Source organism: Streptomyces sp. V4I8 (assembly GCF_041261225.1).
Classification (GTDB): domain Bacteria; phylum Actinomycetota; class Actinomycetes; order Streptomycetales; family Streptomycetaceae; genus Streptomyces.
Map to the genome: position 1 here is coordinate 879,348 of NZ_JBGCCN010000001.1, position 18,888 is coordinate 898,235.

Annotated in this window: 15 protein-coding genes; 9 read left to right on the plus strand and 6 right to left on the minus strand. The window is 69.8% G+C overall.

The window, feature by feature from the left end; all coding sequences use genetic code 11:
- Position 1: 1 nt before the first annotated feature.
- Positions 2–451: a MarR family winged helix-turn-helix transcriptional regulator gene (locus ABIE67_RS04040; RefSeq protein ID WP_370253213.1), complete on the minus strand. Its 450-nt coding sequence runs from the start codon at positions 449–451 to the stop codon at positions 2–4.
- 284 nt (positions 452–735) lie between these two features.
- On the opposite strand from ABIE67_RS04040, the gene ABIE67_RS04045 reads away from it, so the two are divergent.
- On the plus strand, positions 736–1,524 hold the full coding sequence (locus ABIE67_RS04045; RefSeq protein ID WP_370253215.1) for an RNA polymerase sigma factor SigF: 789 nt from the start codon (positions 736–738) through the stop codon (positions 1,522–1,524).
- 33 nt (positions 1,525–1,557) lie between these two features.
- Here ABIE67_RS04045 and ABIE67_RS04050 read toward each other — a convergent pair whose 3' ends face one another.
- Positions 1,558–1,890: an ANTAR domain-containing protein gene (locus ABIE67_RS04050; RefSeq protein ID WP_370253217.1), complete on the minus strand. Its 333-nt coding sequence runs from the start codon at positions 1,888–1,890 to the stop codon at positions 1,558–1,560.
- A gap of 185 nt (positions 1,891–2,075) precedes the next feature.
- Here ABIE67_RS04050 and ABIE67_RS04055 point away from each other — a divergent pair, with 185 nt between their 5' ends.
- Entirely contained in the window at positions 2,076–2,879 is an 804-nt protein-coding gene (locus ABIE67_RS04055; protein WP_370253219.1) for a VOC family protein, read from the plus strand.
- A gap of 108 nt (positions 2,880–2,987) precedes the next feature.
- Here ABIE67_RS04055 and glgX read toward each other — a convergent pair whose 3' ends face one another.
- Together glgX and ABIE67_RS04065 are read right to left on the minus strand one after the other, a co-directional pair.
- Positions 2,988–5,105: a glycogen debranching protein GlgX gene (glgX, locus tag ABIE67_RS04060; RefSeq protein WP_370268166.1), complete on the minus strand. Its 2,118-nt coding sequence runs from the start codon at positions 5,103–5,105 to the stop codon at positions 2,988–2,990.
- A 23-nt stretch (positions 5,106–5,128) separates the two neighbouring features.
- Entirely contained in the window at positions 5,129–5,641 is a 513-nt protein-coding gene (locus ABIE67_RS04065; RefSeq protein ID WP_370253221.1) for a pep a2, read from the minus strand.
- Between the two features lie 297 nt (positions 5,642–5,938).
- On the opposite strand from ABIE67_RS04065, the gene ABIE67_RS04070 reads away from it, so the two are divergent.
- The 6 genes from ABIE67_RS04070 to ABIE67_RS04095 all read left to right on the plus strand — a co-directional run bounded on the left by ABIE67_RS04070 (position 5,939) and on the right by ABIE67_RS04095 (position 15,924).
- A complete protein-coding gene (locus ABIE67_RS04070; RefSeq protein WP_370253223.1) occupies positions 5,939–6,244 on the plus strand; it encodes a DUF5133 domain-containing protein in 306 nt (101 codons plus the stop codon).
- 93 nt (positions 6,245–6,337) lie between these two features.
- Positions 6,338–8,545, plus strand: a complete 2,208-nt coding sequence (locus tag ABIE67_RS04075) for an alpha-1,4-glucan--maltose-1-phosphate maltosyltransferase (RefSeq protein ID WP_370253225.1) — start codon at positions 6,338–6,340, stop codon at positions 8,543–8,545.
- 5 nt (positions 8,546–8,550) lie between these two features.
- Entirely contained in the window at positions 8,551–10,269 is a 1,719-nt protein-coding gene (treS, locus tag ABIE67_RS04080) for a maltose alpha-D-glucosyltransferase (protein WP_370253227.1), read from the plus strand.
- Positions 10,270–10,310: 41 nt separating this feature from the next.
- Complete coding sequence (locus tag ABIE67_RS04085; protein ID WP_370253229.1) at positions 10,311–11,672, plus strand: maltokinase; 1,362 nt, start codon at positions 10,311–10,313, stop codon at positions 11,670–11,672.
- A gap of 3 nt (positions 11,673–11,675) precedes the next feature.
- Positions 11,676–13,883, plus strand: a complete 2,208-nt coding sequence (gene glgB / locus ABIE67_RS04090; RefSeq protein WP_370253233.1) for a 1,4-alpha-glucan branching enzyme — start codon at positions 11,676–11,678, stop codon at positions 13,881–13,883.
- Between the two features lie 133 nt (positions 13,884–14,016).
- Positions 14,017–15,924 (plus strand): long-chain fatty acid--CoA ligase, encoded by a 1,908-nt coding sequence (locus ABIE67_RS04095; RefSeq protein WP_370253236.1) that lies wholly within the window; start codon positions 14,017–14,019, stop codon positions 15,922–15,924.
- Positions 15,925–15,988: 64 nt separating this feature from the next.
- Here the strand turns inward: ABIE67_RS04095 and ABIE67_RS04100 are convergent, their stop codons facing one another.
- Together ABIE67_RS04100 and ABIE67_RS04105 are read right to left on the minus strand one after the other, a co-directional pair.
- Positions 15,989–16,549 (minus strand): fibronectin type III domain-containing protein, encoded by a 561-nt coding sequence (locus tag ABIE67_RS04100; RefSeq protein ID WP_370253240.1) that lies wholly within the window; start codon positions 16,547–16,549, stop codon positions 15,989–15,991.
- 10 nt (positions 16,550–16,559) lie between these two features.
- Positions 16,560–17,162, minus strand: coding sequence for a hypothetical protein (locus tag ABIE67_RS04105; RefSeq protein ID WP_370253244.1), 603 nt, complete (start codon positions 17,160–17,162; stop codon positions 16,560–16,562).
- Positions 17,163–17,483: 321 nt separating this feature from the next.
- Between ABIE67_RS04105 and ABIE67_RS04110 the strand changes: the two genes are divergently transcribed.
- Positions 17,484–18,875 (plus strand): NAD(P)/FAD-dependent oxidoreductase, encoded by a 1,392-nt coding sequence (locus ABIE67_RS04110; RefSeq protein WP_370268170.1) that lies wholly within the window; start codon positions 17,484–17,486, stop codon positions 18,873–18,875.
- The last annotated feature ends 13 nt before the right edge of the window (positions 18,876–18,888 follow it).

Consider the following 18,888-nt stretch of genomic DNA (forward strand, 5'->3'; position numbering starts at 1 on the left):
GTCACTCCGCCTCCTCGCGCAGGGTGTCCGCGAGCCTGCGCAGCGCCGGGATCGCCGCGAGCAGCGTCTCCCGGTCCGGCTCGTCGAGACGGGACACCTGGCGCCGTACGAGTTCGGCACGCCTCGTACGCCACTCGGTCAGCCGAGCCGCGGCCGCGGGGGTGGGCAGCAGCCGGGCGGCGCGCCGGTCGGCCGGGTCCGTCTCGCGGACCAGATAGCCCTGGCGGCCCAGCTGGTTGACGAGCGTGGACACCGAATTGCCCGCCAGGAAGAGCTCCTTGGCCGCGTCGGAGATCCCGATGCCGGGACGCTCCACGACCAGTCGCAGCAGCTCCACCTCGGCACCGCGCAGCTGTGGGGCGGGCATCTCGCGTCGCAGTCGGCGCCGGATCAGCCGTTGGACGCCGACCAGCGCGTCGGCCAGTTCGTCCGGGAAGGTCTCCTGTTCCACGCCGTCGAGGTTATCTCTGTAGCAGAGGTAATGGCTCAAGGAAGGGTCAAGGGCCACCCACGCTTCGTCGACGGACGTCGAGTCACGTCATCGTCACATGTAGTCGCATTCACGAATTTTGTTTCGGATACCCTTTCAGAGGGAATTGACCCATATGTGCTTCGGACCGGAGGCACGTCCGTGGGAGCCGGCAGGCCGAGCCCCGGAGAGTCCTCCGTGTGGTCCGAATTCGCGCCTCCCACGGTGTCCGTCCACCCGGCACCTGTTTGAGGAGGTGCGCACGGATGAGTGCCACCACCAGAACGAAGCACTCCCACGACGACGCCCCTGACACCGCCGAGGCGTTCGACCGGCTCGTGGGACTCCCCGACGGGCCGGAACGCAAGGTTCTCAAGGACGAACTGGTGCAGGCCTGGCTGCCCATGGCCGAGCGGATCGCCGTGCGGTTCAAGGGACGCGGCGAGTCCCTGGAGGACCTGTACCAGGTGGCCGCCCTGGGGCTGGTGAAGGCCGTCGACCACTACGACCCGGCCCGCGGCCACGCCTTCGAGGCGTACGCGGTGCCGACCATCACCGGTGAGATCAAGCGGCACTTCCGCGACCACATGTGGACCCTGCACGTGCCGCGCCGCGTCCAGGACCTGCGCAACCGGGTGCGAAGCTCCGCGAAGGAGCTGTCGCAGCTGACCCCGGGGCGCGCGCCCACCGTCTCCGAGATCGCCGAACACGCGCATCTGAGCGAGGCCGAGGTGCGCACCGGGATGGAAGCCCTGGAGTGCTTCTCCGCGCTGTCGCTGGAGGCGGAGATGCCCGGCACGGACGGATACGCGCTGGGGGACGCGATAGGCGGCCCGGATCCGGCGTACGACGTCGTCGTCGACCGTGTAACCGTCAAGCCGTGCCTGCAGCGGCTTCCGGAGCGGGAGCGGACCATCCTCTACCTCCGCTTCTTCGGCGGGATGACCCAGAGCCGCATCGCGCAGCAGCTCGGCATCTCGCAGATGCATGTCTCGCGGCTGCTGAGCGGCTGCTTCGCGCAACTGCGGGAGGAAATGCTCGCCGAGGTCCGTTGAGCCGAAAGGAGTGAGTCAGGGGCCGCCCATGACTCACTCCTGGGCCGACCCCGGAATCTGCGTCGGGCCGCGACGTTCGAGGGCGTCTTCGAGTTCGGCGCGGATCTCGGGCGGCATCTCCCCGTACCGGCCCCAGGTGAGAATCAGTTGCGCCACCTGGCGGAGCTTGATGTTGGTGTGCTGGGAGACGTCCTTCAGCACGGCCCACCCCTGGGCGGGTGACACACGGCCGAGGGCCACGATCATTCCGATCGCCTGGTCCACGACGGCGTGCGACACCACCGCCTCCTTGAGCTGTTCGACTTCCTCCTCCAGCTCGAGGATTCGGTCGGTCCCGTCGACGGGCTCGTGCGGTACGTGTGCCACGCCTCCATCCTCGCCGCTCCGGCAGTCGCGTGCCAGTGAAGTCGCGTGCCGGTGGAACGGCGGGCCGGGACCGCGGCCGTTTCGTCGCCACGCCGGGGGTACTCGACAGGCCCCGGAGCGGATCCGGCTGGACACTGGGAGCAGACCGGTGGCCGCCGGTCGGGCGAGACCAGGACGCGACTGCCATGAATCACGATGCGAGAAGCTCCCGGGGCACGGCCGAGGTCGTGTCCACACACTCCGTGTTCGGCGCACCCTGCTGGGTGAGCCTGACCAGCCGCGACCTGGAGGCCACCCAGGAGTTCTACACGGCTGTGCTGGGCTGGCGCTGGCGGCCGGCGAAGCTGGGCGACCGTTTCCGGATCGCGCTGGCGCAGAGCGTGCCGGTGGCCGGGATCGGAGCGGTCGCCTCGATGTGGCAGATGGCCGTGGCGTGGACCCCCTACTTCGCCGTGCCCAGCGCCGACGAGGCCGTGGCCCGGGTACAGGAGCGCGGCGGCACGGCGGCGGTCGGGCCGCTCTCGCTGCCGCCCGGGCGGGCGGCGCTGCTGGCCGACCGGGACGGTGCGACCTTCGGCGTATGGGAGGGCGAGCTCATCTCCAACTGGGAGACCTGGCGCCGCGCCGCGCCGGCCTTCATCCGCCTGCACACCCGCGACGCCTTCGACGCCGCGATGTTCTACGGCGAGGTCCTCGACTGGGCGACCGAGCGGCCCGGCTGCTGCGAGGTCCGCTACGAGGGGGGCGAGGTCGTGCTGCGCAGCGGGGGCGATGTCGTGGCGCGGATCGAGTCGGGGGCGCTGGAGGCCGCGCCCGACCCGACGATCCGGCCGCACTGGCAGGTTCACTTCGCGGTGGCGGACGTCGCGGAGTGCGCGCGGGCGGCGGAGCTGCATGGGGGAAGCGTGTTGTCGAAGGGGAGCGACGAGGCGGTGTTGCGGGATCCTGACGGGGCGCAGTTCACGGTGACGTCGCGTCGGGGGCCGTAGAGGCTGCGACTACGGGGGCCGCTTTGGGTGGGTCGTCGCCTGCGGGATGTGTGTGGCTTGTCGCGCCCACGCGGCGGAAGCCGCATATCGATACAGCCCCGCTCCCCTTCAGGGGCGTTGTCGCGAAGGTCTTGAGAGGAGCCGTAGGCTGCGGCGTTCCACCAGGACCGTCGTTGCCGCCTTGTACTCCGATTCGTCGGGAAGGTCCTGGGGTTCGGCGGTGTTGATCAAAGGGGTCCAGCGTTCGCCGAAGGGGGGGTCCGGCAGACGGAACTCCACCGGCTCCCAGTAGGCGTTGAGGAGCATCAGGAACGAGTCGTCCACGACGGGCTGCCCGCACCAGTCCGGTTCGGCGATGGCGTCGCCGTTGAGGAAGGCGGCCACGGAGTGGGCGTCGGGGCGTTGCCAGTCGTCGTCGGTCATCTCGCGGCCGTCGGGCAGGAGCCAGACCAGGTCGGGCAGGGGCTGGCCCGGGTGGGTGGCGGTCTCGCCCTGGAAGAAGCGGCGGCGGCGCAGGACGGGGTGAGCAGCGCGCAGCCCGATGACGTAACGGGTGAAGTCGGCGAGCGCGCGCTGCTCGTCTGTGAGTCTCCAGTCGATCCAGGAGACGTCGTTGTCCTGGCAGTAGGCGTTGTTGTTGCCGCCCTGGGTGCGGCCCAGTTCGTCGCCGTGGCCGAGCATGGGGATGCCCTGCGACAGCAGCAGCGTGGCCAGGAAATTGCGCTGCTGACGGGCGCGCAGCCGGCGCACGGCCGGGTCGTCGGTCTCACCCTCGGCGCCGCAGTTCCAGGACCGGTTGTGGCTCTCGCCGTCCCGGTTGCCCTCGCCGTTGGCCTCGTTGTGCTTGTCGTTGTACGAGACCAGGTCGCGCAGGGTGAACCCGTCGTGCGCGGTGACGAAGTTGACGCTGGCGCGCGGGCGGCGGCGGCTGTGGGCGTAGAGGTCGGAGGAGCCGGTCAGCCGGGAGGCGAACTCGCCGAGCGAGCCGGGCTCGCCGCGCCAGAAGTCCCGTACGGCGTCCCGGTACTTGCCGTTCCACTCCGACCACAGCGGCGGGAAGTTGCCCACCTGGTAGCCGCCCTCGCCGACGTCCCACGGCTCGGCGATCAGCTTGACGCGGCTGATCACCGGGTCCTGCTGGATCAGGTCGAAGAACGCCGAGAGGCGGTCCACCTCGTGGAACTGGCGGGCCAGCGTGGCCGCCAGGTCGAAGCGGAAACCGTCGACGTGCATCTCGGTGACCCAGTAGCGCAGCGAGTCCATGATCAGCTGGAGGACGTACGGGTGGCGCATCAGCAGGCTGTTGCCGGTGCCGGTGGTGTCGTAGTAGTGCGCCCAGTCGCCGTCCACCAGGCGGTAGTACGAGGCGTTGTCGATGCCGCGGAAGGAGAGGGTCGGGCCGCGCTCGTTGCCCTCGGCGGTGTGGTTGTAGACGACGTCCAGGATCACTTCGAGGCCCGCCGCGTGCAGGGCCTTCACCATCGACTTGAACTCGTTGACCTGCTGGCCGCGGGTGCCCTGGGCGGCGTAGGCGTTGTGCGGCGCGAAGAAGCCGATCGTGTTGTAGCCCCAGTAGTTGGAGAGGCCCCGGTCGAGCAGCACGCCGTCCTGGACGTACTGGTGCACCGGCATCAGCTCGACGGCCGTCACGCCGAGGGAGGTGAGGTGCTCGATGATCGCGGGGTGCGCGAGTCCGGCGTAGGTGCCACGCAGGTCGGGCGGGATGTCGGGGTGGTTGCGGGTGAGGCCGCGGACGTGCGCCTCGTAGATGACGGTGTCGGCGTACGGCCGTCTGGGCGGACGGTCGTCGCCCCAGTCGAAGTACGGCTCGGTGACCACGCCGAGCATGGTGTGCCCGGCGCTGTCGGCCGGGGCCGGGGCGCCCGGGGTGCGCTCGAAGAGGGAGGCGTGGTTGTCGAACCGGCCGTCCACCGCCCGGCTGTACGGGTCGAGCAGCAGCTTCGCCGGATTGCAGCGGTGGCCGAGGCCCGGGTCCCAGGGGCCGTGCACCCGGTAGCCGTAGCGCTGTCCCGGGCCGACGCCGGGCACATAGCCGTGCCAGACGAAGCCGTCGACCTCGGTCAGCGGAACGACGGTGTGCCGGTCCCTGTCGTCGACGAGGACCAGTTCGACACGTTCGGCGACCTCGCTGAACAGGGCGAAGTTGGTGCCCTGTCCGTCGAAGGCGGCTCCCAACGGGTAGGGGTGCCCGCTCCACGCGAGCACCCCTTTGTCGCGCTTTCGCGCCGTCACCGGGCCTCCTCCAGAACGTCGTCCCGGGTGCCCGCGGCGTCGGCGATCGTCGTGACGGGCACCTCGCGGGGCACCTGAAGCGCCTCCCGCAGGTTGGGCGTGGGCGCCGTGGGCACCAGCGGGGCGCGTTCGCCCGCGCGGGCGCGCTGCGAGAACCAGATGACCTTGCTGCCGGTCTCCGTGGCGCAGCAGCCCCAGCCGTCGCTCACGGCGGCGAGGCGCTGCAGACAGTCGCGCAGTTCATGGTCCGGGCGCAGGGCGCGGTCGTTGTCGCCGATGGCGGTGATGAGGTGGTGACGGTTCCACCACATCTCGATCGAGGTGTTCTTGTCCGTCGCGTGCTCGTCGATGGTCCGCAGCAGCATCTCCGTGCTGTGGCAGACGGGCTCGACAAGCGTCTCCAGGTCCCAGTACCTGAGGTGGGCGGCCAGAATTCGGCTGACCTGTCCCACCCGTTCGGGGCTCACTTCCACGTCGAGGTGGTAGTAGCAGGGCACTGCGGTCTTCACCGTCGTTACCTCCTCACCGCGAAAGCTCCCGCCCTCCTCGCCCCTGCGGGACGGGCCCCGAGTACGGAGCGTGAGCGCTGATCGCTTCTGAGTCACTCCAGGGTGAGTGCGGTACGCCATTCGCGCAACAGGAGCACTCTTCTGAGGTAGTTGAAGATCCAACAGGACGCTGCGTCGCCGAGCATGCACCATGTGTGAAGACCACGATGCCCGTAACGGAACCCGTGCGTGTGCGCGCACGGGTTTCCGCCCGACGGTCGGGAGACGTGTCATCGAGCCCGGAAGGTGAACGGCGCCATGCTGCTACCGGCAAAAGCCGAGGTCGCCCGGCATCTGCGGCGATACAGGGCGTGGGAGCGCGCCATGCTCGCGGCCCCGGCCGACCTCACAGTCCGCGCCACCTTCGAGGACACCGGCTACACCCTGTGTGTGCTGATGGGAAAGCGTTGCGCACGCGAGGCCGCAGACGCTGCCGAACGGTATCTGCGCATCACTCCGGCCGCCTATCTCCGCGAACAGGACGAACGGCCCCGCACGGCGAGCATCTCCGCACGGCGGGGCCCACCCGGAACACGGCGGTGGAGTTTCCACGCGGGGAGGTAGCAGCCTTCCGCCACAGGAGGCAGCCGGCTTCCGGCACAGGTTGGATCCCCGGCCGGGCCTTGTGCCCGGCCTCGAGCACGGTGGAGGTGAACCATGGGCAGGACCAAGAGCAGGACCGGTGTCGGCGCCGGGACCATCGGCCGCATCCCGGTACGGGACGTGCGGCCGGCCGTGGAGTGCGGCAGGCATCCGGCGAAGGCGGTCGTGGGAGAGACCTTCGAGGTCTCGGCCACCGTGTTCCGCGAGGGTCATGACGCCGTGGCCGCCAACGTCGTGCTGACCGATCCGGACGGCCGTCCCGGCCCGTGGACGCCAATGCACGAACTCGCCCCGGGCAGCGACCGCTGGGGCGCCAAGGTGACACCGTCGGCGGTGGGCCGCTGGACGTTCCATGTGGAGGCCTGGAGCGACCCGGTGGCCACCTGGCGGCACCACGCCCGGATCAAGATCCCGGCCGGCATCGACGTCGGGCTGGTCCTGGAGACGGGCGGCGAGCTGTACGAGCGCGCGGCGGCCGGGGTCCCCGACGACGCGCAGCGGGCGACCGTGCAGGCCGCCGCGGACGCGTTGCGGGACGACTCGCTCCCGCCCGAGTCACGGCTGGCAGCGGCGTTCGCGGCGAACGTCGACGCGGTGCTGGGCCGGTATCCGCTGCGGGATCTGGTGACGGCGTCGGATCCGCTGCCGTTGCTGGTGGAGCGGGAGCGGGCCCTTTACGGCTCCTGGTACGAGTTCTTCCCGCGTTCGGAGGGCACGCCGCAGCAGCCCCACGGCACCTTCCGCACCGCGGCGCGCCGGTTGCCGGCGATCGCCGCGATGGGCTTCGACGTGGTCTATCTGCCGCCCGTCCACCCGATCGGCACCACCTTCCGCAAGGGCCCGAACAACACCCTGTCCGCCGGCCCGGACGACGTCGGTGTCCCCTGGGCGATCGGCTCCCCCGAGGGCGGCCACGACGCGATCCACCCCGACCTGGGCACGATCGAGGACTTCGACCACTTCGTGGCGAAGGCCGGCGAACTCGGCCTGGAGATCGCCCTCGACTTCGCCCTGCAGTGCTCCCCCGACCACCCCTGGGTGCAAAAACACCCCGAGTGGTTCCACCACCGCCCCGACGGCACGATCGCGTACGCGGAGAACCCGCCGAAGAAGTACCAGGACATCTACCCCATCGCCTTCGACGCGGACATGGACGGCCTGATCCAGGAAACCCTGCGGGTGCTGCGGCACTGGATGGCCCACGGAGTGCGGATCTTCCGCGTGGACAACCCCCACACCAAACCGGTCGTGTTCTGGCAGCGGGTCATCGCCGACATCAACCGCACCGACCCCGACGTGATCTTCCTGGCGGAGGCGTTCACCCGCCCGGCCATGATGCACACCCTGGCCCAGACCGGCTTCCAGCAGTCGTACACCTACTTCACCTGGCGCAACACCAAGCAGGAACTCACGAATACCTCACGAACTCTCGGCGAGGCGGCCCTCCTACATGCGGCCCGTACACCTACTTCACCTGGCGCAACACCAAGCAGGAACTCACCGAATACCTCACCGAACTCTCCGGCGAGGCGGCCTCCTACATGCCTGGCCCAGACCGGCTTCCAGCAGTCGTACACCTACTTCACCTGGCGCAACACCAAGCAGGAACTCACCGAATACCTCACCGAACTCTCCGGCGAGGCGGCCTCCTACATGCGGCCGAACTTCTTCGCCAACACCCCCGACATCCTCCACGAGTTCCTCCAGCACGGCGGCCGCCCCGCCTTCGAACTGCGCGCCGTCCTGGCCGCCACCCTCTCCCCCACCTGGGGCATCTACAGCGGCTACGAACTGTGCGAGAACACCCCCCTGCGCAAGGGCAGCGAGGAGTACCTCCACTCCGAGAAGTACCAGCTCCGCCCCCGCGACTGGGCCGCGGCCGAACGCGAAGGCCGCACCATCACACCCCTCATCACCCAGCTCAACGCCATCCGAAGGAGCCACCCCGCCCTCCACCGGCTCAGGAACCTCCGCTTCCACCACACCGACAACGACGCGCTCATCGCCTACAGCAAACGCACGGGCCCGGACACGGTTCTGGTGGTCGCCAACCTTGATCCCCACCACACCCAGGAGGCCACGGTCTCGTTGGACATGCCGCAACTCGGCCTGGACTGGGATGCCTCCCTGTCCGTGCACGACGAACTGACGGGTGAGACCTTCCGCTGGGGCAGGACCAACTACGTACGCCTGGAGCCCGGCAGGGCCCCCGCGCACGTGCTCCACGTCCAGGCATCGCCACCGCAGATCGGAGGGTCTTGAGCGTCATGACCGTCAACGAGCCCGTGCTGGACACCTTCGAGGACACGCCTGCCAGGGACCGTGACCCGGACTGGTTCAAGCGCGCCGTCTTCTACGAGGTCCTGGTCCGCTCCTTCCAGGACAGCAACGGTGACGGCATCGGCGACCTCAAAGGCCTGACCGCCAAACTCGACTACCTGCAATGGCTCGGCGTCGACTGCCTGTGGCTGCCGCCCTTCTTCAAATCACCCCTGCGCGACGGCGGCTACGACGTCTCCGACTACACCTCCGTGCTGCCCGAGTTCGGCGACCTCGCCGACTTCGTCGAATTCGTGGACTCCGCCCACCAACGCGGCATGCGCGTCATCATCGACTTCGTCATGAACCACACCAGCGACCAGCACCCGTGGTTCCAGGAATCGAGGAAAGACCCCGACGGCCCCTACGGCGACTACTACATGTGGGCCGACGACGACAAGCAGTACGCCGACGCCCGCATCATCTTCGTCGACACCGAAGCGTCCAACTGGACGTACGACCCGGTCCGTGGGCAGTACTTCTTCCACCGCTTCTTCTCCCACCAGCCGGACCTCAACTACGAGAACCCGGCCGTCCAGGAGGAGATCCTGGCCGCCCTGCGCTTCTGGCTGGACCTCGGTATCGACGGATTCCGGCTCGATGCCGTGCCCTATCTGTACGCGGAGGAGGGCACGAACTGCGAGAATCTTCCCGCGACCCACGAATTCCTCAGGCGTGTCCGGCGTGAGATCGACGCGATGTATCCGGACACCGTGCTGCTGGCCGAAGCGAACCAGTGGCCCGAGGACGTCGTCGACTACTTCGGTGATTACCAAAACGGTGGCGACGAATGCCACATGGCCTTCCACTTCCCGGTCATGCCCCGCATCTTCATGGCCGTACGGCGGGAATCCCGCTATCCGGTCTCGGAAATCCTCGCCAAGACACCGGCCATCCCCTCCGGCTGCCAGTGGGGCATCTTCCTGCGCAACCACGACGAGCTGACCCTCGAAATGGTCACCGACGAGGAACGCGACTACATGTGGGCGGAATACGCCAAGGACCCCCGCATGCGCGCCAACATCGGCATCCGGCGCCGACTGGCCCCGCTCCTCGACAACGACCGGCACTCGATCGAGCTGTTCACCGCCCTGCTGCTGGCCCTGCCGGGCAGCCCGATCCTCTACTACGGCGACGAGATCGGCATGGGCGACAACATCTGGCTCGGCGACCGCGACGCCGTCCGCACACCCATGCAGTGGACCCCGGACCGCAACGCCGGATTCTCGTCGAGTGACCCGGGACGGCTGTTCCTGCCCACGATCATGGACCCGGTCTACGGCTACCAGGTGACGAACGTCGAGGCCTCGATGGCCTCGCCGTCCTCTCTCCTGCACTGGACGCGCCGCATGATCGAGATCCGCAAGCAGAACCCGGCCTTCGGACTCGGCTCCTATACGGAACTCCAGTCCTCCAACCCGGCGGTGCTCGCCTTCCTGCGCGAATACGAGGACGACCTCGTGCTGTGCGTCAACAACTTCGCGCGCTTCGCGCAGCCCACCGAACTCGACCTGCGTGAATTCAGCGGACGTCATCCGGTGGAGCTGTTCGGCGGGGTCCGCTTCCCGGCGATCGGCGAGCTGCCGTATCTGCTGACCCTCGGGGGCCACGGCTTCTACTGGTTCCGGCTCTCCCGAGTCGCATCCCGCATCGGCCGACGGCTTTGAGCGTGTGCTCCGAGTCCGTGCCGAGGAAAGGACGGGTCACCATGCAGAAGACCGCATCTCCCCGATCGAGCCGTACGGCCGACGCGAGCCCCATGGCCTCGCTCGCCGGGCTGCTGCGCGAGTGGCTGCCACGGCAGCGCTGGTTCGCGGGCAAGGACCGGCCCGTCACGGACCTCGCGCTGCTGTCGATGACCGAGCTGTTCCCGGGCTGTCTGCATCTGCTGGTGCACGCCGGTCACTCGGCGGTGCCCGCGCCCGGCGGCGCTCCCCCGGCCGGCGACTGCTACCAGCTGCTGCTCGGCGTACGGCAACACCTGTCGCCGCGGCTCGGCCGGGCGCTCATCGGCCGTGCGGAGGAGGGCCCGTTGGCCGGTCTGACGGTCTTCGACGCGTTGCAGGACCCCCGGTCGGCCCAGCTGCTGCTGGAGCGGCTGCGGCATCCGGGCGCGTCGGGCCCGCTGTGCTTCGAGGCGGACCCGTCCGTGTCGGTGCCGGCCGGGCTGGTGCCCCGGGTGCTGGACGCCGAGCAGTCGAACTCCTCGCTGGTGTACGGCGATACGTTCATCCTCAAGCTGTTCCGGCGCATCCAGCCCGGCGTCAACCCCGACCTGGAGCTGTCCGGCGCGCTGGCCGGGCAGGGCTGCGGTCGGGTACCGGCCCCGGTGGCCTGGTTCCGGACGACGCATCCCTGGGAGGCCACGCTCGGCGTGCTGCAGCCGTTCCTGCGGGACGCCTCGGACGGCTGGACGCTGGCGCTCGACGCGCTGGCGTCGGGCGGCGACTTCACGGCGGAGGCCCGGCAGCTGGGGCGGGCGACGGCGGAGGTGCACCTGGCGCTGGCGTCGGCCTTCCCGTCGCTGTCGCGCGGAGAGAACGGCCGGATGGCGGCGGCGATGACCGAGCGCCTGGAGCTCGCCGCGCACTTCGTCCCCGCGCTCCAGCCGTACGTCCCCGGCCTGCGTACCGCCTTCGGTGCCCTCGCCGGCTGTGATCCCGGGCCGCCCGCCCAGCGCATCCACGGTGACCTGCACCTGGGTCAGGTGCTGCGGGCCGGCCGGGAGTGGTTCGTCATCGACTTCGAGGGCGAACCGTCCCGCCCGCTCGCCGAGCGGCGGGGCGTCCACTCGCCGGTGCGCGACATCGCCGGCATGCTGCGCTCCTTCGACTACGCCGCACGGCAGCGCCGTCCATGGCGTCCGGAGTGGGCGCGCCGCTGCCGGGAGGCCTACTGCGCGGGCTATGCCGGCCTCGCCGGGTGGGACCCGCGCAAGAAGCACGGCTTGCTGCGTGCGTATGAGACCGACCGCGCCGTGTACGAGGTCCTGTACGAGGCCCGGCACCGACCCGACTGGTTGCCCGTACCAATGGCGGCGATCGAACGCCTCGCCGTGAGAGGAGCCTGACCCATGGCCCTGCACGAGACCTCGCGCCCCGAGTCGGCCGGCCCCGGCGGGCGCGCCGCCGCGCCTCCGCTGGAACCGGCCGAGCGTGATCGCCTGCTGTCGGGCGCCCACCACGATCCGCACGCGCTGCTCGGGGCCCATCCGGTCCCGGGCGGGGTCGCCTTCCGGGCGCTGCGCCCGTTCGCGCGGGCGGTGAGCGTGGTGGTCGACGGTGAGCGTACGGGGCTGGTCTCGGAGGGCGGCGGCCTGTTCTCCGGCGTACTGCCCCTGGACGCGATCCCGGCGTACACGCTGCTGGTGTCGTACGCCGAGGACGGGTCCGACGAGCGTGAGGTCCACGATCCGTACCGCTTCCTGCCCGCCCTCGGCGAGCTCGACCTGCACCTCATCCGCGAGGGCCGGCACGAGGAGCTGTGGAAGGCGCTCGGCGCCGAGCCGATGATCCATCAGGGGGTGGCCGGCACCCGGTTCACCGTGTGGGCGCCCAACGCCCAGGGTGTCCGGGTCGCCGGGGACTTCACCTGCTGGGACGGGACGGCGTTCCCGATGCGCTCCCTGGGGGCGTCCGGGGTGTGGGAGCTGTTCCTGCCGGGCATCGGCGAGGGCACGCGGTACAAGTTCGAGATCACGTCCCGGTACGGCGGCCGGTTCCTCAAGGCCGACCCGATGGCCCGCCGTGCGGAGGTCCCGCCGGACACGGCGTCGATCGTGCACGCCTCGCACTACGAGTGGGGCGACGAGCACTGGATGGCGCACCGGGGTGACGTGCCGGTGCACCAGGCTCCCTTCTCGGTCTACGAGGTGCATCTCCCGTCCTGGCGTCCCGGCCTGACGTACCGGCAGCTCGCCGAGGAGCTGCCCGGGTATGTCGAGGAGCTCGGCTTCACCCATGTCGAGTTCATGCCGGTCGCCCAGCACCCCTTCGCCGGGTCGTGGGGCTACCAGGTCACCGGCTTCTACGCGCCGGCCTCCCGGCTCGGTACGCCGGACGACTTCAAGTACCTGGTGGACGCCCTGCACCAGGCCGGCATCGGGGTGATCGTGGACTGGGTGCCGGCCCACTTCCCCAAGGACGACTGGGCACTGGCCCGCTTCGACGGGGATCCGCTGTACGAACCCGGGGACGCGCGGCGGGCCGAGCACCCGGACTGGGGGACGTTCGAGTTCGACTACGGCCGCACCGAGGTGCGCAACTTCCTCGTCGCCAACGCCACGTACTGGTGCGAGGAGTTCCACATCGACGGGCTCCGGGTGGACGCCGTCGCCTCGATGCTCTACCTCGACTACTCGCGGGACTCCGGGCAGTGGGCGCCGAACGCCTACGGCGGGCGGGAGGACCTGGACGCGATGGCGTTCCTGCAGGAGATGAACGCGACCGTGTACCGGCGCAACCCTGGCGTCGTCACGATCGCGGAGGAGTCCACGGCCTGGGGCGGGGTGACGCAGCCGACCGACAGCGGCGGGCTGGGGTTCGGGCTGAAGTGGAACATGGGCTGGATGCACGACTCGCTCCAGTACATCGCCAAGGAGCCGGTGCACCGCAAGTACCACCACAACGAGATGACCTTCTCGATGGTGTACGCCTACAGCGAGAACTACGTCCTGCCCATCTCCCACGACGAGGTCGTGCACGGCAAGCAGGCGCTGGTCTCCAAGATGCCCGGCGACTGGTGGCAGCGGCGCGCCAACCACCGCGCCTACCTGGGCTTCATGTGGGCCCATCCGGGCAAGCAGCTCCTGTTCATGGGGCAGGAGTTCGCCCAGGGCGCCGAGTGGTCCGAGGCGCACGGTCCAGAGTGGTGGCTGCTGGATCCCGGGTACGCGTCCGCGGGCGACCATCGGGGCGTGCAGGACCTGGTCCGTGACCTCAACACGCTGTACCGGGCCACTCCGGCCCTCTGGGAGCGGGACACCGACCCGTCCGGGTTCCAGTGGGTCGTCGGGGACGCCGCCGACGACAACGTCTTCGCCTTCCTGCGGTTCGGCGCCGACGGCGACGTCCTGCTCGCCGTCTCCAACTTCTCCCCCGTCGTCCGTGACGACTACCGCCTGTGGGTGCCGGACCACATCGACGCCTGGCACGAGACCCTCAACACCGACGCCGCGCACTACGGCGGGAGCGCCGTCACCAACCCCGAGCCGCTCAAACCGGAGGACGGGCACATTCGGCTGACGTTGCCTCCGCTCGCCACGGTGTGGCTGGCGCCCTGACCGAGCGGAGATCACCGAACGAGGTCAATTGTCAGTTCTCGACACCACGCGCTCTCAGCTGGGCTAGATTCGGGCACCGCCGATAACAGTACTCATCGGTGATGTCACACCCGGTACACAACAGGAGCAGCGCATGCGCGACCTCGGCCTCGCTCCCCCGACCGTCAAACCCTTGATCGGCGGGCTCGCCGACAGCGTCTTCGAGACGGCGGCCCTCGATCCCACACTGCCGTTGCTCGCGCGCCGCCCCGACGCCTCCTCCACCACCTGGGAGGAGGTGACCGCCGTCGAACTGCGTGACGAAGTGACCGATCTGGCCAAGGGGCTGATCGCGTCCGGGATCTCACCGGGCCACCGCGTGGCCATCATGGCGCGCACGCGGTACGAGTGGACGGTGCTCAGCTACGCGCTCTGGGCGGTGGGCGCCGAGGTGGTCCCGATCTATCCGACGTCGTCGCGCGACCAGGTCGAGTGGATCCTGCGGGACGCCGCGTGCGTGGCCGTCGTGGTCGAGGACGAGCAGACGGTCATGACGGTGGGCTCCGTGTGCGGAGCGCTGCCGCAACTGCGCCATGTCTGGCAGCTGGACGCGGGAGGACTCGAGCAGCTCGTCGAGCGGGGTGAGTTCGTGCCCCTCGCCACGGTCGAGTCCCTGCGCCGGATCGTGCTGCCGGACTCCACGGCGGCGGTCATGTACACCTCCGGGACGACCGGTCGCCCCCTGGGGTGCGCGCTGAGCCACCGCGCACTCGCGAGCTCTTGCGACACGCTCCTCGCCGGCTGGGGCCACACGGTGATCCCACCCGGCGAACAGCAGGGCTCGGTCCTCGCCTTCCTGCCCTTCTCCCATGTGTACGGCCTCCTGGTGCAGAGTCTGTGCGTCCGTGGCGGCATGCTGATGGCGCACGAGCCCGACCTGAGCGAGGCGGCGCTGTCGTCGGCGCTGCGCACCTTCCGGCCGACCTACTTCTGCGCCGTACCGTCGATCTTCGAGAAGATCTACAAGAATTTCCTGCGCACGGCCCAACAGGCCGGCCGCGGCGCCCTGTTCGAGCGGGCCGCGGACACCGCGCGGGACTTCGCGGCGGCACTCGAACGGCACCGGCTGGGCGGCGGGCCCGGGCCCGGCTTCGATCTGCGGCTCCAACACGCCCTGTACGAGCGGACGGTGTACCGCAAGCTGCGGGCCGCGCTGGGCGGCCGGGTGTGCCGGGCGACGTCCGGCGGCTCGCCCCTGAACCGTGAGCTCTCCCTGTTCTACGAGGGCATCGGCATCTATGTGAACGACGGTTACGGTCTCACCGAGACCTGTGGCGGAGTGACGGCGCAGCCGGTGGGCCAGGAGATGTCGGGGACGGTCGGGCAGGCGCTGCCGGGCACGGACATCCGGGTGGCCGACGACGGGGAGATCCTGGTGCGCGGGCCCTCGGTGTTCCAGGGCTACCTCCATGACGAGGCCTCGACGCGGGCGGCGCTGCGCGGCGGCTGGCTGGCCACCGGTGACCTGGGGCGGCTGGACTCCGACGGCTATCTCACGATCACCGGCCGCAAGAAGGACGTCATCATCACGAGCAGCGGCAAGAGCGTCTCCCCGGCGCTCCTGGAGCAGCGCCTGAGGATGCATCCGCTGGTCCATCAGGCGGTGGTCGTGGGTGACAACCGGCCTTGTGTGGGGGCCCTGATCACCCTGGACCCGGATTTCCTGGCGTACTGGCGGGATTCCCTCGCGGTGCGCAGCGACGCGCGGATCCGGGAGGCGCGGGAGGAGAACGCGCTGCGTGAGGAGCTCACCCGGGCCGTGGCCGCCGCCAACAGCGCGGTGTCGCGCCCGGAGTCCATCCGGGTGTTCCGGGTGCTGCCTGCGCCGTTCGACGTGGCCAGCGGCTTGCTGACGCCGTCGATGAAACTGCGCCGGGACGCGATCGTGCGGCACTACGCGCTGCAGATCGACGCCATGTACCAGGCGCGCTCGCGGGCGCCCCGGGAGCAGATGGCGGAGGAACTGGCGCACTGGGACGACGCGGACAACGTCTTCGGCTGAGCGCGTCCGCCCGACCGCGTCCCCGCGCCGGCGTCTACTCGGACCGCGTCTACTCGCACCGCGTCTACTCGCCCGTGGTGAGTCGTACGACATTCGACTGCTCGCCGAGGACGAAGGCGCGGACGCGGTAGGCGGCGTGCCGTTCGTCCGGCAGCGGGACGAACGCGGTGGCCTCGGTGTTCGGGGCGAGGACGGCGACGGGGTCGTACCGGTGGCTGTTCCTCTTGCGGATCTCCAGGAGGAAGCCGTCCTCGTCCGGGGAATTGTCGGTCCAGGTGAAGCGGAGGCCGTCCGCCAGGTCGGTCCGGACCGGGCGGACGGTGGGGCCGCGGTAGGACCGCAGCCGGTAGGAGAAGGTGGTGTGCGGCAGGAGGTCGGGGTGCCGGTAGCTCGTCACCTGGGGGGCGAGGTACCCCAGGACGGTGTACGGGCCGGCCTCCTCGGTGGCGAACTCCAGGACATGGCCCGCGATTCCGGGCCGTGTGTCCCGCCAGTGGAGGTCGATGTCGGTGGGTGTCGTGAGGACACCGCGCAGGGGCCGTTCCGGGGCGGTGGCGCCTGCCGAGCAGGCCGGCAGCGCCAGGATCAGCGCTGCCGACACCGCGATGCGCGCCTTTCCTCGCATACGGCGGCCGCTACTTGCGCCAGAAGCGGATGTTGCTCCACTCCACGGTGGCCTGCCCGCTGCCGCTGTTGGTGCGGTAGGCGCCGAACTTGTCGTAGAAGCTGCCGTCGGGGCTGGCGTAGGTGTGCTTGAGCGAGCCGTTGATGTAGGTGCGGTGCTCGACGCCGACCTGGTGGACGGTGTTGACGCGGACGGTCGCGCCGACGGTCCCGGCGTTCGAGAGGGTGGCGCCGCCGTGCACCGCGTAGAGCCGGCCGCCGCGCTCGACGGCGAGCATGAAGTACGGGCCGGGGGCCGAGTCGTTGAAGGTCTGCTTGAGGCTGATCCGGGTGCCGCTGAGGCTGGTGATGCGGAAGTGGCCTTCGAACTGGCGCGTTCCTCCGGTGTAGGTGGCGTAGCGGCGTTCAGCCCGTTGGTCGCCGCTGGCGGTGGAGCAGGTGAGCCGGAAGGTCAGGCCGTCGACCTGGCCGCAGCCGCGCTCCTGCACGGTGTAGGTGGGTGACACCGACTGCCAGCCACCGGGCTCGACCTCGGCGAACGCGTGCGGGGCGGCGAGCAGGGAGGTGGCGCACAGCGTCGTGGCGACGGTGAGGGTGCGCAGGCGTATGAGCATCCTGCCTCCTGTCGGGTGTGGGGGGACCGTACGTCAGGCACTCGGTCATGTACATGAACCACGGCCCCTGACTTGGACGAGCGACTGGGAGGCTAGGTCCAGACCAATCAACCGTCAAGAGATCACGCGTACATGTCTTTCGCTTCCGAACCGGTGTGCCCCCGCGTGGGTTGGGGCAGGGTGGCTGTCGACGGGTTCATCTGCCTGCCGCACCCGGCTGGCGGAACGGCCGGTGGCGCGGTGGGATCGAGGCGTGCGAAGTCGCGATCCAGGGGCAGGCGAACGACGTCAGGCAGCCCGCCTGGAGCCGCAGAAGGGAAGATCACCGTGACACGACCCAGGATCCTGGTGGTTGGCGCAGGCTTCGCCGGAGTCGGATGCGTTCGCCGGCTGGAACGCAAACTCTCCCCCGACGAGGCCGAGATCACCTTGGTGACGCCGTCCTCCTACCAGCTCTACCTCCCACTGCTGCCCCAGGTCGCCTCCGGCGTCCTGACGCCCCAGTCGATCGCCGTGTCCTTGCGCCGCAGCCGCAGGTACCGCACCCGGATCATCCCGGGCGGCGCCATCGGCGTGGACCTCGCGGCCAAGGTCTGCGTGATCCGCACCATCACCGATGTGATCGTCAACGAGCCGTACGACTACATCGTGCTGGCACCCGGCAGCATCACCCGCACGTTCGACATCCCCGGGCTCACCGACAACGCGTACGGCATGAAGACCCTCGCGGAGGCGGCCTACGTTCGCGACCACGTCATCTCCCAACTGGACCTCGCCGACGCCAGCCAGGATCCGGACGAGCGCGCGGCACGGCTGCAGTTCGTGGTGGTCGGCGGCGGTTACGCGGGCACCGAGACCGCCGCGTGTCTGCAGCAGCTGACCCACAACGCGGTCAAGCGCTATCCTCGGCTCGACCCGAAGCTGATCAAGTGGCATCTGATCGACATCGCGCCGAGGCTGATGCCAGAACTCGGCGAGAAGCTGGGCAGCGCGGCCCAGGACATCCTGCGCAAGCGCGGTATCGAGATCTCCCTGGGCGTGTCCATCGCGAAGGCGGGTCCCGAGGAGGTCACCTTCACCGACGGCCGGGTGATCCCCACCCGGACGCTGATCTGGACCGCCGGTGTCGTCGCCAGTCCGCTGATCGGCACGCTGGGCGCGGAGACGGTGCGGGGCCGCCTGGCGGTGACCGCCGAGATGAACCTGCCCGGCCACGACGGCGTGTTCGCGCTGGGTGACGCCGCCGCCGTACCCGACGTGGCCAAGGGCGAGGAGGGCGCGGTCTGCCCGCCCACCGCCCAGCACGCCATGCGCCAGGGCAAGGTCGTGGCCGACAACGTCATCGCGGCCCTGCGCGACCAGCCGCTGCGGCCGTACGAGCACAAGGACCTCGGCCTGGTCGTCGACCTCGGCGGCCGCGACGCCGTCTCCAAGCCCCTCGGTGTCGAACTGAAGGGCCTGCCCGCGATGGCCGTCGCCCGCGGCTACCACTGGTCGGCTCTGCGCACCAACGTCGCCAAGACGCGCGTCTTGACGAACTGGCTGCTCAACGCCGTCGCCGGGGACGATTTCGTGCGTACGGGATTCCAGTCCCGCAGTCCGGCCAAGCTGAAGGACTTCGAGTTCGTCCACGCGTATCTGACGCCGGAGCAGCTGCGGGCGCGCGTCGACGGGAAGGACGGGGCCGAGGCGTCCGAGGGGACGGCCGAGTGACGGGGACAGTCCC

Bases quoted from the DNA above. Each gene is read 5' to 3' on its own strand.
- ABIE67_RS04085 (WP_370253229.1), top strand. From the start codon at position 10,311: ATGCAGAAGACCGCATCTCCCCGATCGAGCCGTACGGCCGACGCGAGC.
- treS (WP_370253227.1), top strand. From the start codon at position 8,551: ATGACCGTCAACGAGCCCGTGCTGGACACCTTCGAGGACACGCCTGCC.
- glgB (WP_370253233.1), top strand. From the start codon at position 11,676: ATGGCCCTGCACGAGACCTCGCGCCCCGAGTCGGCCGGCCCCGGCGGG.
- ABIE67_RS04045 (WP_370253215.1), top strand. From the start codon at position 736: ATGAGTGCCACCACCAGAACGAAGCACTCCCACGACGACGCCCCTGAC.
- ABIE67_RS04055 (WP_370253219.1), top strand. From the start codon at position 2,076: ATGAATCACGATGCGAGAAGCTCCCGGGGCACGGCCGAGGTCGTGTCC.
- ABIE67_RS04095 (WP_370253236.1), top strand. From the start codon at position 14,017: ATGCGCGACCTCGGCCTCGCTCCCCCGACCGTCAAACCCTTGATCGGC.
- ABIE67_RS04100 (WP_370253240.1), bottom strand. From the start codon at position 16,549: ATGCGAGGAAAGGCGCGCATCGCGGTGTCGGCAGCGCTGATCCTGGCG.
- ABIE67_RS04070 (WP_370253223.1), top strand. From the start codon at position 5,939: ATGCTGCTACCGGCAAAAGCCGAGGTCGCCCGGCATCTGCGGCGATAC.
- ABIE67_RS04105 (WP_370253244.1), bottom strand. From the start codon at position 17,162: ATGCTCATACGCCTGCGCACCCTCACCGTCGCCACGACGCTGTGCGCC.
- ABIE67_RS04075 (WP_370253225.1), top strand. From the start codon at position 6,338: ATGGGCAGGACCAAGAGCAGGACCGGTGTCGGCGCCGGGACCATCGGC.